Origin of the sequence: Mucilaginibacter sp. OK098 (genome assembly GCF_900142915.1) — a bacterium.
Classification (GTDB): Bacteria; Bacteroidota; Bacteroidia; order Sphingobacteriales; family Sphingobacteriaceae; genus Mucilaginibacter.
In genome coordinates, this window is record NZ_FRCM01000004.1 from 25143 (window position 1) to 41330 (window position 16188).

The window sequence follows — 16188 nt, forward strand, 5'->3', positions numbered from 1 at the left end:
AGGGTCGCCCAGCGCAGCATCGGCGGGGTGAGTCAAACCGCCAGTGCTTTAACGTCGTGCATTTGCGTTAATATCGCGCGCAGAATTGACTCACCCGACATTGCTTCGCTCGTCGACCTCTCTTCGCTGCGCGTAAAGAGGTAAGAAAAATTATTAATCATTTACCCTTCCGCCGCCATTCACCCACCCTTTCTCACATTCAACACAACAAAATAAAACCCCAAGTACGCAATCTATTTGCGCAGTAAAAAATAATTTAATAAATTTCAACAAAATAAATCCGACATCGAACATCCGAAATCCGAAATCAAAATATGCCTGTTAACCGCAATGCCCTGATCCGCTACCGTACCATTGACCAATGCCTGCAAAACCGTTTTAAGAAATGGACGCTTGACGACCTGATAGAAGCTTGCGGCGATGCTATTTACGAATACCAGGGCATTGACACCGGCGTGAGCCGCCGCACTGTACAGGCCGATATGGAGATGATGCGCAGCAATAAGCTGGGTTACGAAGCGCCTATAGTAGTGGTTGATAAAAAGTATTATACCTATAGCGATAAAAATTATAGCATTACCAATAGTCCGCTAAACCAGCAGGACATGCAGGTGCTGAGCGAAGTATCCGGTCTGCTAAAGCAATTTAAAGGCTTTAACCATTTTACCGATCTGAATGAAATGGTAAGCAAGCTGGAGGATAAGATCTATACCCAAAAAACGCAAAGCGCACCGGTAATTGATTTTGAAAAGAACGATAACCTGAAAGGTTTGGAATGGATAGAAGTGATCCGGAAGGCTATTGTGGCTAAGAAAACGATTTGTATTACTTATCAGTCCTTCAAAGCCAGGGAAGCCAGTACTTTTTGTTTTAGCGGATATTTACTTAAAGAATACCGTAATCGGTGGTTTGTATTGGGCGTCCCTCATAAACGCAATGCCCATATTTTAACGCTGGCTTTGGATAGGATCCAAACCATACAAGCGGACGAAGAACCTTATCGCGAAAACAAAACGCTTGACCTGGCAACATACTATAATGATTGCCTTGGCGTAACAAAATCTCCCGGTCAGCGCGATTGCGAGGTGGTGTTTTGGATTGATACAGCTAATGCGCCTTATGTAATAACCAAACCTTTACACCATACCCAAAAGCTATTAAGTGAAGAAGCGGATGGCAAGATCTTCAGCATTAAGGTGATAATGAACTTTGAGCTGGAGCGCGAATTATTGGGCTTCGGCGCCAAAATGCGGGTGCTTGGGCCAAGGATCCTGGTAAAACAAATAAAGGCGCAGCTATTGAAGGCTTTGGAAAGATACGATCCGGATAGTGCAGTACCTTCAGCAATAGCTTAACTTTGAATATATAATGAACGAAAAAGAAACAACAGCCACCAGCAAATTTTTAAGCCTGGTGCTAAGACATCAACCTGAACTGATAGGAATTAAACCGGACGAACAAGGCTGGGTAAATGTAGCCGAATTATTGAAGCAGGCCAATGCACATGGCAAGGACCTAAATATTGAGTTATTAAACCATGTGGTTGAAACCAATAGCAAAAAACGCTTTGCGTTTGATGAAGGCAGGCAAAAGATCCGCGCCAGCCAGGGCCACTCTATTGAGGTAGAGCTTGGCTACGAACCACAGACCCCACCGGAAATTTTATATCATGGAACAGGCGAAAAATCTGTTTCCTCTATTTTAAACAGTGGATTGGAAAAACGCAGCCGGCAACATGTGCATTTAAGCCGGGACACAGAAACAGCAGTTCAGGTTGGAAGGCGGCACGGTAAGCCGGCAGTGTTTAACGTGCTTTCCGGAGAAATGCACAAAAATGGGCATGTATTCTACTTGTCTGAAAATAAGGTTTGGCTTACAGATGGTGTGCCCGCACAGTTTTTGAGGTTGATGGAATAAATAAACAATTAGATGGATAGCGATAAGATCAGGCCGGAATGGGTACCTTCAGGGTATAAAGAAATTGCTAAAGCAGAGCAGATGGGTAACACTAATAATAACAAAACGAAATTTAACTTAAATACCTGTAAGGGTATCTTATGCGGTGTAGCCGTTGGCGATGCTTTAGGTGTACCTGTTGAATTTAATAGCAGGGATGAAATAAGCAAACAGCCGGTGACTGATATGATTGGCTACGGTACTCACGACAAACCGCCCGGAACTTTTTCTGACGACAGTTCTTTAACATTTTGCCTGGCCGAATCCATTGCTTCAGGTTTTACTTTAGAAAGCGCCGCTCGTAATTTTATCAATTGGCGATATGATAGTTACTGGACGGCAGATAACGAGGTTTTTGATGTAGGAATGACTACACAACGTGCTATTGACAGATTGGTGAAAGGTACCCGACCCGATCTGGCCGGAGACTTTGAAGAAGAAAGCAACGGAAACGGCTCATTAATGCGCATACTACCTTTATTAGTATACATCCGGGATAAGCCGGTGAGTGAACGCTTTCAATTGATAAAACAAGTTTCCTCTATTACACATGGGCATGTGCGTTCGGCAATTGCCTGTTTTTATTACCTTGAATTTGCTTTAGGATTATTAAACGGGGAAGAAAAGTTTAACATCTATCATAACTTGCAAAAAGATGTAGCTGAGTATTTGAGATTGATTAACATCAATCGGGACGAAAGAAATTTATTTGACCGGTTATTGATAGACAGGATTGATATGATCCCCGAAAATCAAATTCGGAGCAGCGGCTATGTAGTACATACACTGGAAGCCAGTATCTGGTGCCTGCTAAATACCGGCAATTATAAAGACGCGGTTTTAAAAGCCGTTAATTTGGGACAAGATACGGACACAACAGGCGCTGTAACCGGTGGCCTTGCCGGATTATTATATGGTCATGAAAGCATCCCCGAACATTGGTTAAATCAACTAGCCCGCAAAGATGATATTGAAGATCTTGCGGTAAGGATGTTTAAGGCCGTTTCGGGAATTTAAATTATATCGAATCACAAATCAGCTCTGCCAAACTTCTCACCTCCACAAATTCATCGTTGATAAACTGCGTATTCATATGCGAATCTGTACAAATCAATTTTTTAATTAACCCGCTACTTTTTAATTTGTTAATGCCATCGTTCACAAATAAACCGTGAGTTGTAATTACATAAATATCGCCGGCTCCGGCATTTTTATAAGTTTTGGCCGCATTAATAATACTGCCACCCGAGCGGATCATATCATCATAAATAATAACAGTTTTGCCGTCCACATCAGCATTAATGGCACTTACCTCGGTATGGTCGCCTTTTAAGCGGCGCTTCAGGATAAAGGCTGCGTTTACCCCTAAGTCATTCGCCAATGATTCTACCCATTTAGCGCGACCAGCGTCGGTGCTGGCCATTACAAAATTATCGCCGCCATATTCAAGGGCTGCTTTTATCACAAGATCCTTGCAGTACACATGTACGGCATATAAATCCTGTTCAAAATAATACTGGATCCCTTCCGAATGCAGATCGAACAATAAAACCTTATTCCCCCGGTTTGATTTTGGAATAGCCGATAGCAAACGGGCCCGTGTTTTGGCCGTAACAATTTCCCCGCTTAACACGGCGCGTTCCATAGTAGAATAACCAAAGTATGGAACAACCAGCGTTAACGAATTAACCCCGTAGCTTACCAGCGATGATGCCAGGTCATACAGTTCCAAAGTAGCCCCGTCGTTTACAGTACCTCCAATCAGTACCACATTCCTGTTTTCTATTGGCGAGATGATCCGCTGGTAGCGCTCACCATCAGTAAAGTGACTCACTTCCAGTTCGCCTTTTTCAAAATCGCCGCAGGCCAGCACCTTTTCGGCCAGGTATTCATAGCCTTTTATGGCAAATAATATTTTCTTCATGTTGTTAGTTAACGTTTGCATTAGCTTTCACCTGCTCAAATGTAATGGTATTAACCAGTTCGCCGTTTTCAAAAACGGTGTGCAGTTCATCAGCCAAATCCAAATGATCCTGTTGGTTAACGGTTTTAAAGGTGCCGTTAATTTTTACCAGTTTTAAACGGCCGCCTTTGCTCTTTTTAAAACTTGTGGTAATATTGCCCTGGGCATCCATCTCTGTGGGGCTTTTTTCTACTGCTACTTCCCTCCCATTAATCACCGCGCTGCTGCATTTCAAGGCAAATTTCTGCGTATCACGATCAACCTTTTGCAGCAAGGCTCCGCCCATACCCAGCACCAGGTTTTCAGCACTGATGCCGTTTGCTTTTAAGGCGTTGTAAATGTTGATGATCTCCGCATAGTTTACACCATCGCCCTGTATTACCCTCACCTGGGGTGGCAGGACCTTGTAGCCTTTAGCATTGATGGTAAACCCAAAGGTTTCAAACAGTATCTCAAATATTTTAAGCAGCGTCATGATCGGGTCCCCGCTATCCGGGCGAATTACCAGGGTGCCTTCGCGATTTAAGATCTCATCGCGCAGTTTGGTCCCCCAGTATTCCTTACAGGCTTTAAAAATGTTATAACTATCAGATACGCAAGCAATTGTGCCTGTTGGAAAACTGCGCAGCACGTGCTTGAAAATCTCCAGCTCGCCTTCACGACCCAGTAAAGTGCAAATACTGTGTTCCGTTGCCGGGATGCTTAAGCCGTAAACCTTTTGAGCATTGTAATAGTTAATTGCCATGCCGCTTCCGGCCAGGTTATCGCTGCCGCTGAAGTTGATTAAATGCGCGGCCCCGCCAATTTTGGCACTCTCCACACTGCTCACCCCACGAAAGCCAAAATCATTCAGCACAAAATCAATCCCGGCTTCGGCGCCTTCAGTTGCGGTTTCACGATAGAATTCGGTAACTACTTTCCTGATCTGGTTACTTAGGGTTGCTACCGTACAAGGATACCATACCTGCATCAGCAATGTTTCTAAAAAGTTGGTGAGCCAGTAACATTCGGGGTCGGTATTTTCAATGGTCATCAGCACATTACTTGTTGGCACCGCGGTACCTTCGGCAACAGCTTTTATCTTTACGGGTAAATGGCCGTTGTATTTATCTAAAATGTACTGGAATTTAGCTTTATCAAACACATCATCACGGCCAAATACTTGTTGCAAAAAGCCGTCAGCTTCATCCAAATCCTGTTGAGTAAATGCTGGCCCTTGCAGGTATTCTTTCAGAAAGTATTGCAGTCCGAAAAAGATGGGTTCATTAAACATACCGCCCCGGCTTTCCAGGTAGCTGTAAATTTTGGTAGTGCCGGGATAGTAAAATTTATGGTGAGCATATTTGTAGGCATCAGCCAATAGGATCAAATTTTCGCGTTTCATGGTATTAGTTTTCAAGGTAATTTTTTAATAGCAAGACATCATTTTCAAAATGGGCTTTCCTAATTTTAATATGGTTTAATTCTTCAGGGATTGAATTAACCAGTTGTTGTTCTACGTCTTGGGGCATTAAAGCACCAAGAATTATTTCTTTAAATGCGCTAGGTGCTATTGCAACTTTTCGATCTTCATCCGATAAATGACCATTTCTAAACATATAGATACGATATTCTTTTTCAAATCCCCAAAACTCAAGTTTGTTAAATATTTGTAAGATAGTTTGCTCCATAAAACTATGCTTCGGAGATGGATGAATAATTGGTAATTCCTTACCATATTGAACAGGACCACCTCCTGTTCCTATACCATCAAAAGTCAATTGTCCATCAAATCCTACACAAAACCCTGTATGTGCATTTGAATATTCTTCCCACATCTTAAATTCCTTCGGATGTTCTGTCAAACTTAAAACCCCTACGAAGTCATGGAATTTTTCAAAAGTTTCCTTTTCTTGCTTTGCTACGAAGTCTTTGTCTGTAACCAGTGTGTTGTTTGCCCAATACACCGCAAAATCCATCCTTTGTTCAATTGTATATTCAGGATGTTTTCGTAATGAGTCTTGATAATACTTGTTTAATATTTCTTCATCTGTAAGTAAATCCCACCGCGTCGGATTTTTGCAATCAAATTCATCTTTAAACCTAGCTGGTGAAGCAAAGTACACTTCTCTGTTAGTGATTAATCTTTTATGATGATCGTCATTCCAATCCCTATATTTATATAAGGTATGAGGCATCTTAAAATCTTTTTTATCAATTACTTCTGCTCGGATTGATTCGGTAATCATAGCGTTTAGTTTTTAAGATATTTGGTAATTATAAAGTTGAACATTGCCACATGCTCATCACTGATAGTTTGATTTTCGATCATCTGCGGAAGATCGGCCACCGGGAACCAGCCCAGGTCTATAATATCGTCCTGCGCGGCTGGTGTGCCGCTTATATAATCACAGCTGAATAACAGGGTGATGATCTTATCAGCCTCGTTGCGGTAACGCCAGTCGTTTATTTTGCAGGATGTTTCATAGGTCATTTCGCCAATCTGCATTTCACCGCATTCTTCCATCAGCTCACGTTTGGCAGCGGCCTCATAGTTCTCATCCTCCGGATCGGCAAAACCACCTATAAAGCGCCATTTGTTATTAGTGGCTTTTTTACCCAACAGGATCTCCGTTTTATTATTTCTGAAAAGGGCGATATCTACCGTTGGGTAAACTTTGGTATACTGGTTATAGTAAGCATATAAAATACCCGCACGGAAATCATTAGAGTCAAATACCTTATCGGCATATTGTTTGCGCAGCTCGGTGGCATTATAATCACCATGCTCAGGTAATTCAACAGTTTCAAATCTGCCTGAATAATACGGAATAAAACTATCCCTGCTCCCAAACAGGCAAAATTGCTCGGCAGGGAAAACGCTTTTTAGCAGGTTATCAATATTCTCAGACCAGGTTTTATCGCTTGGATGGTCACTTATCGGCAGCACTATAACTTCGGAATAATCTTTCTTGATCATCTTTTCCCGGGTGTAATAATCGTAAGGATTTTTGCGGCTGCCCATTATCGGACTCACGCCTAACAAGATGATCAATTTAGCATGGTTTTCTTTAACCATGCTAATCAATTGTTTATGCCCGTCATGCAGGTATGGTGTTTGGAAGCGGGCGATAATTACGGCTGTCTTCATAATAATTTGCGTTAATTATACGCAAATATAGATATGCGTTTTAAATACACAAATTATTTCTTCATTCATTTTTATTTTCAATGGTTTAGATCTCGAAGTTGATGCCTTCTTTTTGCAGCTGAAAGTATTTCTGTTCGTTAAAACGGAAAAGGTTTCCAGGGCGACCGGCACCATCAAGTGATTGTTTCTCAGCGGTTTCTTCCAGAAATCCGAATTTAATAACTTTCTTTTTAAAGTTGCGCCTGTCAATAGGGCGGTCAAGCACAGCCATGTACAGTTTTTCCAGTTCCGAGAATGGGAATTTTTCTTCCAGTAATTCAAAACCTACCGGTTGATAAAGCATTTTGCTTTTCAAACGCTCATGCGCTGCGGTTAAGATCTCTTCATGATCAAAAGCCAGTTGCGGGAGTTTTTTAATATTGAACCAGGCTACATCTGCAGCATCGGTATCGGCATGCAATTCAAAAGCCTCTGGTTTAACCAGCCCATAATAAGTGATGGATATTACCCGGTTCCGCGGATCACGACCGGGTTTACCAAAGCTATATAGCTGCTCTAAATAGTTGATATTAACACCGGTCTCTTCTTTCAACTCGCGCTGAACGGCTTCTTCCAGTGATTCTGCATCGCCAACCAAACCGCCGGGCAGCGCCCAGTTATCTTTAAAAGGCTGAATGTTACGCTTGATAAGCAACACAGACAATCCTTCTTTGGAAGTATATCCAAATACTACGGCATCAACAGCTACTTTAATATTTTGAATGGCTGGCATATTGCAAAGTTATCAATCTGCACAAAGCAGGCAAGTATTGAGGCAGGTATCCTAATAATTAAAAAAAATTCACAAAACTATTTCGCAAGTAAACACTTGCGCTTATATTTACAAGCACTTACTTGCGTAATATGAAAGCCAGACGTGATGTTTACCAGGCCATAGCCGACCCTACCCGAAGAGCAATTATTAGTATGATTGCCAGCCAACCCCACAATGTAAACGCTATTGCCGAAAAATTTGACATCAGCAGACAGGCTATATCCCTTCAGCTTAAAATATTAACAGATTGCGGCCTAGTTAAAATTAAACAGCAGGGCCGCGAGCGGTTTTGCGAGGCGCAGCTTGATAAATTGAGTGAAGTATCGGCCTTTGTTGACCAATACCGCCAGCATTGGGAAAGTAAGTTAGATGCTTTGGAAACTTATTTAGAAAAACTTAAAAAAGAAAAACATGGAAAGTAACAGCAGCACAAAAAACAGAGAGCTTATTATTTCAAGAACATTAAATGCACCTATTGAACTGGTTTGGGAAGCCTGGACTAACCCTGAGCATATTGTCAACTGGTGGGGGCCAAACGGCTTTACCAATACCATAACCAAAATGGATATAAACCCCGGTGGTGAGTGGAACCTGGTTATGCATGGCCCTGATGGAACCGATTATAAAAACAAAAGCGTATTTAAGGAAATTGTGCTTTATAAAAAAATTGTTTATCAGCATATATCATCGCCTTGCTTTACTGCAACCATTGAGTTTAAAGCAGAGGGTGAACAAACACACCTAAACTGGCATATGCTTTTTGACACGGCTGAAGAATTTATCCGCGTGGTAAAAACCTTTAAAGCCGATGAAGGATTAAGGCAAAACATAGAGAAATTAAACGTGTATTTAGCAGGAATGAGCGTTTAGAAAATAGCGTTAATCAGGAAGAATAATGATACTGGTAAAGGAGTATGGGTTTATGTGTGAGATATTGGATTAGCAAACATAAAAGTGCGGAGTTAGCACTATAATCACTGACAACATAGCTATGAGAAAAATAATCGTCTTAGAATTTATTTCATTAGATGGAGTAATGCAAGCACCCGGCGGACCTGAGGAAGATCCATCAGGTGGTTTCAAATATGGCGGTTGGAGTGCACCGTATGGTGACGAAGTTTCTGGTAAGGTGATGCAAAAACAAATGGAGCCTGCGGATATTCTTCTGGGCAGAAAAACATTTGAGATTTTTGAGTCGTTTTGGCCTCAACATGCGGACTATTGGCCCGGCATCAATGATGTCACAAAATACGTCCTGTCCAACACCGTGAACAAGTCAGATTGGCAAAATACAGTGTTTCTGACAAGCGTGGCAGATATCGAAAAACTCAAAAACTCAGCAGGTTCTGACATCAAAGTTTGGGGCAGCGGCAAGCTCGCCCAGCTGCTACTGAAGCATGATTTAGTGGACGAACTCTGGCTCAAAATTTACCCGGTGCTTCTTGGTGAAGGAAAAAAGCTGTTTGACAATAGCGCGATTCCGGCAGCATTTACATTAACGGAGAGTTTGACTACGCCAAGTGGTGTGATAATTGCCAATTACACACGGGCTGGAGAAGTTAAGACTGGCACTATTGGAGCTTAATAGAACAGCTAAAGTCATTTTCAGAGGACTTAGAGCACCAGGTTTGACATTATGACAAGTCGTTACCGGCAATGTAAGGTTCTTCTGAAAAGACTTTCCGGTTGGCATTTGTTGCTACTTGTCAAATAACATTTGGCGTTAAAACAATGTCTTCAATTCAACATTCGGTATTCATTGGGCGTATACCCTACCCGTTGCTTAAACAAACGGGTGAAATGCTGGGGATATTTAAACCCTAATTCATAGGCGATCTCGCTCACTGACCTATTCTTATCAAATATTTTCTCTTTGGCAACATCCATTAATTTTAACTGAATGTATTCCTGGGCCGATCTGCCGGTTTCTTTCTTAATTAGGTCGCCAAAGTAATTGGCTGAGAGATTTAACTGTTCGGCACAATAAGTTACAGACGGGAGTCCCAGGGTTTGAGGTTTATCGGTTTGAAAATACTGGGTTAGCAGGTCTTCAAATCGTTGTAAAATACCTTTATGTGCCGTTTCACGGGTAATGAACTGGCGGTCATAGAAACGCACGCAATAATTCAGGAACAATTCTATGTTGGTTACGATCAGTGTTTTACTGTGCTTATCAATAGCGTGTTCTAATTCGAACCTGATTTTCGATAAGCAGTCGAATATGATCTTCCGTTCACTTTCAGATAAGTGAAGCGCCTCGTGTATTTGATACGAAAAAAAAGTATAATCATGGATGTGACGCGCAAGGCCGGTGCCTTTGATCAGATCGGGATGAAAAATCAACGCGGTACCGTGCGGCTGGTAATATTCGCCGTTATTCTCAATGCCAACCACCTGCCCAGGTCCGATGAACACCAGGGTACCTTCTTCGTAATCATAATAATTGCAACCATATTTCAGGTCGCCACATTTAATCTCCTTTAAAAACACGGTATAAAGTCCAAAATTCTGCCGGGCATTATGCCTTTTGTTTGATTTCGAAAGGTCAACCACACTCACCAGCGGGTGCAGGGTCTCATTGTTATTGAATGCGTTATACTGACCAACTGTATCAAATTTAATTACGTTATCCATCATTTTGTCCTTTAACTAATTCAAAGTTAGTGCTTCAGCTATTGTTTTCAGCATCCCGATAGACGGATAAGTGATATTGGTAGGTAATACAGTAATCTATATAACAATAGGATAGAAAATAGGGCCGATCTTTGTACTCGTCAAATGATAATGATCTATAAGAATATAATACCATGAAAAAAAGAACATTAGGAAACAGCGACCTGGAAGTATCTGCATTGGGATTGGGCTGTATGGGATTAAGCTTCGGTTACGGCCCCGCAGCTGATACAAAAGACGCCATCAAATTGCTTCATGCAGCTGTAGAAAAAGGTGTTACTTTTTTTGATACTGCCGAAGCCTACGGCCCTTTTGCCAATGAGGAATTATTGGGTGAAGCGCTTGCACCGTATCGTGATCAAATAGTTATCGCAACAAAATTTGGTTTTAAAGATGGAGATTCTTCTAAAGGTGTAGATAGCCGCCCTGAACGCATCAGGCAAGTTGCCGAAGAATCTTTAAAGCGCTTGAAGACCGACCATATTGATCTTTTCTACCAGCACCGTGTTGACCCGAATGTCCCTATGGAAGATGTTGCAGGAACGGTTAAAGAGCTGATACAGGAGGGAAAAGTTAAGCACTTCGGCATGTCAGAAGCTGGTGTACTGTCCATTCGTAAAGCACATGCTGTTCAACCGGTGGCCGCTTTGCAAAGCGAATACTCTTTATGGTGGCGTGACCCGGAAAACGAAATCCTGCCAACCCTGGAAGAATTAGGCATTGGTTTTGTTCCTTTCAGCCCGCTGGGTAAAGGATTCTTGACAGGCGCGATCAATGAAAACACTACCTTTGATAAAACAGATTTCCGTAATATCGTACCACGTTTTTCAACAGAAGCGAGGTTAGCCAATCAGGTTATGGTGGATTTATTAACCAGGATAGCCCAGGAAAAGCAAGCCACACCGGCACAGATCGCACTGGGGTGGTTGCTGGCTCAAAAGCCGTGGATAGTACCTATTCCTGGAACGACCAAATTACACCGTCTGGAAGAAAACCTGGAGGCAGTTAACATTGAGTTAAGCGCAAATGACTTGAAACAGATAGAAGAAGCGGCTTCAAAAATCAGGATCGAAGGCGCACGCTACCCTGAACATTTACAAAAACGGGTAGGCAACTAATATTAAAATAAAACTATAAAAGTGATGAATATTACAGATCAGAATGCAATTTTCCCCAGGGGGGATCAGGGCCCCGCAGATTACTTCAATGGTACTGCCTGGGTTAAAATATTAGTGCCCAAAGACCAGACCGGCACTTACACTGTTGGTAATGTAGTTTTCGAGCCTGGCTGCCGCAATAACTGGCACACCCACTCCACAGGACAGATCTTGCTGGTTACGGACGGCAAAGGCTTTTACCAGGAAAGAGGCCAGCCTGCAAGGCCGCTGGCCAAAGGCGATGTGGTAGTCATCCCGGTTAATGTAGAGCATTGGCACGGTGCCGCCCATGACAGCAGCTTTACACATATCGTGATCACCAATAATTCGCCCGAAGGCCCGGTAAAATGGCTAGGCCGTGTTACCGATGAAGAATACAATGCCCTCTAATAAAATTGACTGAACCGCAATCAGTAACTATGAGGAATTATTGCAAAATCTGATATATGAACAATGTAATCATACTTGGGGCAAGCGGCAACATTGCCAAACAGGTCACTGAAATCTTGGTCGAAAACGAGAACCTTAATTTGACCCTGTTTCTCCGTAATAAAGCCCGGTTAGGGAAAGCTGATGTTTCAAAAGCGAATATTATTGAAGGCGACGTCCTGAATCTTAATCAGCTCAAAGAAGCGATATCCGGCCAGGATCTCGTCTATGCTAATCTTGCGGGAGACCTTGAATCAATGGCAAAAAACATTGTGAAAGCAATGACTGAAAATGGTGTTAAAAAAATCATCTTCATTAGCTCAATTGGTATTTATGATACACCTTTGAGACCTGTTTTGAAACCATACCGTAATGCAGCCGATATTTTCGAAGCTTCTGATCTCGACTATACTATTCTAAGGCCGACCTGGTTCACGAATGCAAATGAAGTGGATTATGAACTCACAAGAAAAGGAGAACCTGAAAAAGGTTCTGTGATTTCGCAAAAAAGCATAGCCACATTCATCACAAAAATAATCGAATCTCCTGATAAATATGTTCGACAGAATTTGGGCATCAATAAACCCAATTCTTAAATAACATCGGTGCCCCAATTAATAGGTGCCTGTTATTTACTCAGTTCCGAGGCGCTTATTCCAAAGTGTTTTTTAAAAACAAATGAAAAATGGGAAAAATCTTCAAAACCGACCTCGGTGTACACAGCAGAACTTTTTTGCTGCTTTTCTTTTAACAGGTGAGTCTCATTATATGCACGCCGGCAAGTCAGGGGTTTGCGGCTTTCTTCCTGCAAATCTAATTACAGAACCTTTACCAATATGGTATTCTCCCTCATCCAATATAATGTTCTCTTCTTCTAAAATAAATATATCATAGTTTTCGAAGTCGGCCATTATTTCTTCTTTTGAGAACAACATATCAACATCCATCGCTCCACCAACTTTAGGATTGGCCCTGTATAGATCTATATGCTGCTTACTGAAGGCTTCAAAGATGATCAAACCTCCCGGTTTGAGATAGGTGTTTAATTTTTTGTGGATCAAAGACTTTTTATCAGCCTCAAAATGAGCGTAGATAAGACCAATCGCATCGAAAGATTCTTTCGGAAATTCTAATTGTTCTAAGTCTCCAACCAAATAATTTATGAAAACCTGTTTTTCTTTGGCGAGTTGTAATGCCTTTAACCTTCCTTCGGCGCTCAAATCAAACGAGGTTACTTTCCATCCTATTTTTGCGGCATACACACCATTTCGGCCTTCACCATCAGCGGGCATCAAAATAGACCCGGCTTCGAATTTTTTAATCCATTCTTTAAAAAACATGTTCGGAGCTTTGCCATATGCATATTCCTGTCCTTTGTATCGTTCATCCCAACTTAAATTCATATTTGTAATTATTTAATCGCAAAGTTAGTTCGGACGGAAATTAATGAGATAGGACAAAAGCGCAGTTGTATGGGACTTATTTAAATTTATTCCTGAACGCTTCGGGAGAATAACCGGTCTGTTTTTTAAAGAACCTGGTAAAATAGGAAACATCTTCGTAGCCTAAATACCAGGCTATCTGGTTGATTTGATTAACCGTTGCCAGCAGGTACCTTTTTCCTTCTAATATTATATAATTGTTAATGACCTCCGAACATGTTTTGCCCAAAGTGGCCCTGGTGACGGCATTAAGCTGGTATGTAGTAAGATGCAATTTTTCGGCATAATAGGTCACTTGTTTATGAGTTGAAATATGAAGTTCCATCAATTCCTGAAGTTCTTCCAAACGGTCCAGCATATATTCACTACGCTCATTTAAAAGGCTTTGAGAGGTTCGGTCTTGTCGCGATAGCTCTATAAAAAAGATCCCTAAACTTGCTTGAATTACTTCATGATATCTTTCCTGCCTGTCGGAATACTCTTGAAAAATATTAGTCAGAATGGAATACAGCTTTTTAAACCTGCCAGCATCAGGGATATATAAATTCTTACTGCTTACTTTTCTTAATACCTGCTTAGCTGAGTTTTGGAGAGGTGAATAAAAATCATTGTTAAATTCTATTAAATAACCGGTACTTCCATATTTCAGTATAAACTGATGCACCTGGCCGGGGCGCATAAAGAAGACGGAATAATTGCTAACGGAATAAGGTATAAAGTCTATACTATGCTCACCAATTCCTTTTTCAAGTACAAGAATAAAAAAGAAGCTATGCCTGTGAAGCTCCTGAACCATATCACTCCCATCAAGTAAAGTGTGGACATCCCGTATGCTAAAGTTTTCAGAAAAATCCGGTTCATTCCGGTTTGAACTAATATGCCTTATTGGAATTTTGTTCATCCTATATTTTTATTTCTAACGGGTCAGGTACTTCCATAGTTGGGGTTTAAAAGCAATATTGTTCAATATCTAACAAAGGTACAAAAGGGATACTACTAAATTAACAAGAGCTCTCCGGTTGGCATCCGCGTGTCGTGTGTGACTAACTGGTTTTTAAAAGCCTGTCTTTTAAAGCCCCCAAGGGCGTTAAATTACGCCTGAGTGCACTTTTTTTGCATAAAACTTTTTAAATTTTTACAAGAAGTGTTAATACTTATATTAAAATTATATAAATTTAGATGCGATTTTAGATACATTGAAAGCTATTGATTTGATAACAGATAATGACTTAACCCTTCTTTTACAAAAGGGGGACGAATCATCATTTACTGAAATTTACAACCGCTATTGGGACAAATTATATTTTATTGCTTATAAACTGCTTAGAGACACCAGTACTGCCGAAGAAATTGTGCAGGAAGTGTTCCTGACCTTATGGAAAAAAAAGGAGTCGTTACTAATCAACTCCTTAAGTTCCTACCTTGCAGCAATGACCCGCTATGCAGTTTACCGGCAGGCCGCGCAATTGAAACACAGCAGAAAGCAGGAAAACTCCCTCGGTATTATAAATGCTGAAGCTATCCTGGAAATAGATGTTGATCATAAAATTTTACTGGAGATCATAGCAAATATGTCCAATAAGCTCCCGGAAAAATGTCGGCTGGTTTTTCAATATAATAAGCTGCAGGACCAGTCATTAGCTGATGTAGCTGAAAAATTAAACATCTCTCAAAAAACCGCAGAAGGCCATCTGACCAAAGCCTTACGGGTGATCAGGGCAAATTTTGATAAGCCCATGAGCGATCTCTTGCTTTTTATAATAGCCATGCTCTTCTTTAAAAAATAGCGCTGCGTTACCCTCTTTCTATCCCTGCTAAACATAGCTTCTTATTACCAGGTTAAAAAATAGACACACCCATTTCTACACGATTTAAGTGCCGCAGAAACAGTTTTAGAGCTAATCAAGCATCCGGTATTTCAGGTTCTACCAATTTAACGAGTTTTTCCAGCGATTCCTGCCAACCCAGGTAGCACATTTCGGCTGGTATCACCGAAGGGATTCCTTCTTGCAGCACTTTCAGTTCCGTACCTACCAATGTTTTTTGAAACCAAACAGAAGTAGTCATCACACCAGGCAGGTTTGGGTCGTCAAATTTGTCTGTGTATTTCAGCAACTCATTTTGTTTGATCTCTAAATACTCCCCGCCAAATGAATGGCTATTACCGGTTGTAAAGTTTTGAAACGACATTTTAAAAGTACCGCCTACCTGAACGTTCATGTTGTGTACGGTACAAAGAAAACCATAAGGCGGTAACCATGAAGCGATAGCAGTGGTTTCGGTAAAGGCGCGATATACCTTTTCAGGTGAAGCCTTAATAATTCTGTGCAATGAAACTTTGTTGTCTGACATAAAATCATTTTTTGTGTGGTCCTACTCGTTTGGCTTTTCGGGACGCCCGTTTTTGCAGGTGGTAGCTGCTCCACCATCTATTGATTGTTACTTATATTAACTTGCTTTAACAAAGATGCGAGTAAAAACAGGTATTGAACAGGGCGGTATGCGTCAATTTAGAGCCAATTTGCGACAGACTACTTAGGTTTACTCCAATCTATTATTCATTATCTAAAAAAAAGTTTAATTCCGGGCAAGGGTATTTGTCTTCTTTTTGACTCTAAGCTAAA

Annotated in this window: 19 protein-coding genes; 10 read left to right on the plus strand and 9 right to left on the minus strand. The window is 41.2% G+C overall.

The features are described 5' to 3' along the window. Window positions 1-314: 314 nt before the first annotated feature. Genes BUE31_RS13530 through BUE31_RS13540 form a run of 3 tightly spaced genes read left to right on the plus strand, consistent with a single transcriptional unit; the run spans window position 315 to window position 2973 of the window. Window positions 315-1355: a helix-turn-helix transcriptional regulator gene (locus BUE31_RS13530; RefSeq protein ID WP_073404366.1), complete on the plus strand. Its 1041-nt coding sequence runs from the start codon at window positions 315-317 to the stop codon at window positions 1353-1355. Window positions 1356-1368: 13 nt separating this feature from the next. Then, window positions 1369-1917 (plus strand): RNA 2'-phosphotransferase, encoded by a 549-nt coding sequence (locus BUE31_RS13535; RefSeq protein WP_073404367.1) that lies wholly within the window; start codon window positions 1369-1371, stop codon window positions 1915-1917. A 12-nt stretch (window positions 1918-1929) separates the two neighbouring features. Beyond that, the gene (locus BUE31_RS13540) at window positions 1930-2973 is read left to right on the plus strand and encodes an ADP-ribosylglycohydrolase family protein (protein WP_234997815.1); all 1044 of its coding nucleotides are present in this window, start codon (window positions 1930-1932) and stop codon (window positions 2971-2973) included. Between the two features lies 1 nt (window position 2974). On the opposite strand, the gene BUE31_RS13545 is transcribed toward BUE31_RS13540, so the two are convergent. From BUE31_RS13545 to BUE31_RS13565, 5 genes are all read right to left on the minus strand, one after another. Then, on the minus strand, window positions 2975-3880 hold the full coding sequence (locus BUE31_RS13545) for a ribose-phosphate diphosphokinase (RefSeq protein WP_073404933.1): 906 nt from the start codon (window positions 3878-3880) through the stop codon (window positions 2975-2977). 4 nt (window positions 3881-3884) lie between these two features. Then, window positions 3885-5303, minus strand: coding sequence for a nicotinate phosphoribosyltransferase (locus tag BUE31_RS13550; protein WP_073404934.1), 1419 nt, complete (start codon window positions 5301-5303; stop codon window positions 3885-3887). A gap of 4 nt (window positions 5304-5307) precedes the next feature. Further along, window positions 5308-6147 carry a DUF2971 domain-containing protein gene (locus BUE31_RS13555; RefSeq protein ID WP_073404368.1) on the minus strand — a complete coding sequence of 280 codons (840 nt, stop codon included), beginning with the start codon at window positions 6145-6147 and terminating at the stop codon, window positions 5308-5310. A 5-nt stretch (window positions 6148-6152) separates the two neighbouring features. Further along, window positions 6153-7049, minus strand: a complete 897-nt coding sequence (locus BUE31_RS13560) for an NUDIX domain-containing protein (protein ID WP_073404369.1) — start codon at window positions 7047-7049, stop codon at window positions 6153-6155. Between the two features lie 85 nt (window positions 7050-7134). Continuing rightward, entirely contained in the window at window positions 7135-7821 is a 687-nt protein-coding gene (locus BUE31_RS13565) for an NUDIX hydrolase (RefSeq protein ID WP_083619874.1), read from the minus strand. Between the two features lie 131 nt (window positions 7822-7952). On the opposite strand from BUE31_RS13565, the gene BUE31_RS13570 reads away from it, so the two are divergent. The 3 genes from BUE31_RS13570 to BUE31_RS13580 all read left to right on the plus strand — a co-directional run bounded on the left by BUE31_RS13570 (window position 7953) and on the right by BUE31_RS13580 (window position 9448). Then, window positions 7953-8285 carry an ArsR/SmtB family transcription factor gene (locus BUE31_RS13570; RefSeq protein WP_073404370.1) on the plus strand — a complete coding sequence of 111 codons (333 nt, stop codon included), beginning with the start codon at window positions 7953-7955 and terminating at the stop codon, window positions 8283-8285. After that, on the plus strand, window positions 8275-8733 hold the full coding sequence (locus tag BUE31_RS13575) for an SRPBCC family protein (RefSeq protein ID WP_073404371.1): 459 nt from the start codon (window positions 8275-8277) through the stop codon (window positions 8731-8733). Before BUE31_RS13570 ends, BUE31_RS13575 begins: the two co-directional genes overlap by 11 nt. Before the next feature lie 121 nt (window positions 8734-8854). After that, window positions 8855-9448: a dihydrofolate reductase family protein gene (locus tag BUE31_RS13580; protein ID WP_073404372.1), complete on the plus strand. Its 594-nt coding sequence runs from the start codon at window positions 8855-8857 to the stop codon at window positions 9446-9448. Between the two features lie 152 nt (window positions 9449-9600). On the opposite strand, the gene BUE31_RS13585 is transcribed toward BUE31_RS13580, so the two are convergent. Further along, complete coding sequence (locus BUE31_RS13585) at window positions 9601-10500, minus strand: helix-turn-helix domain-containing protein (protein ID WP_317042439.1); 900 nt, start codon at window positions 10498-10500, stop codon at window positions 9601-9603. Between the two features lie 170 nt (window positions 10501-10670). On the opposite strand from BUE31_RS13585, the gene BUE31_RS13590 reads away from it, so the two are divergent. The 3 genes from BUE31_RS13590 to BUE31_RS13600 are packed head-to-tail and all read left to right on the plus strand — an operon-like array spanning window position 10671 to window position 12718. After that, a complete protein-coding gene (locus BUE31_RS13590) occupies window positions 10671-11654 on the plus strand; it encodes an aldo/keto reductase (protein WP_073404373.1) in 984 nt (327 codons plus the stop codon). 24 nt (window positions 11655-11678) lie between these two features. Continuing rightward, window positions 11679-12083 carry a cupin domain-containing protein gene (locus tag BUE31_RS13595; protein ID WP_073404374.1) on the plus strand — a complete coding sequence of 135 codons (405 nt, stop codon included), beginning with the start codon at window positions 11679-11681 and terminating at the stop codon, window positions 12081-12083. Window positions 12084-12139: 56 nt separating this feature from the next. Then, entirely contained in the window at window positions 12140-12718 is a 579-nt protein-coding gene (locus BUE31_RS13600; protein ID WP_073404375.1) for an NAD(P)H-binding protein, read from the plus strand. 168 nt (window positions 12719-12886) lie between these two features. Here the strand turns inward: BUE31_RS13600 and BUE31_RS13605 are convergent, their stop codons facing one another. Next, the gene (locus tag BUE31_RS13605; protein WP_073404376.1) at window positions 12887-13525 is read right to left on the minus strand and encodes a class I SAM-dependent methyltransferase; all 639 of its coding nucleotides are present in this window, start codon (window positions 13523-13525) and stop codon (window positions 12887-12889) included. A 76-nt stretch (window positions 13526-13601) separates the two neighbouring features. Next, window positions 13602-14465, minus strand: coding sequence for an AraC family transcriptional regulator (locus BUE31_RS13610; RefSeq protein WP_073404377.1), 864 nt, complete (start codon window positions 14463-14465; stop codon window positions 13602-13604). A gap of 310 nt (window positions 14466-14775) precedes the next feature. Here BUE31_RS13610 and BUE31_RS13615 point away from each other — a divergent pair, with 310 nt between their 5' ends. After that, window positions 14776-15351, plus strand: coding sequence for an RNA polymerase sigma factor (locus tag BUE31_RS13615; RefSeq protein WP_234997816.1), 576 nt, complete (start codon window positions 14776-14778; stop codon window positions 15349-15351). Window positions 15352-15466: 115 nt separating this feature from the next. Here BUE31_RS13615 and BUE31_RS13620 read toward each other — a convergent pair whose 3' ends face one another. Continuing rightward, window positions 15467-15916, minus strand: a complete 450-nt coding sequence (locus BUE31_RS13620) for an SRPBCC family protein (RefSeq protein WP_073404379.1) — start codon at window positions 15914-15916, stop codon at window positions 15467-15469. Window positions 15917-16188 lie beyond the last annotated feature (272 nt).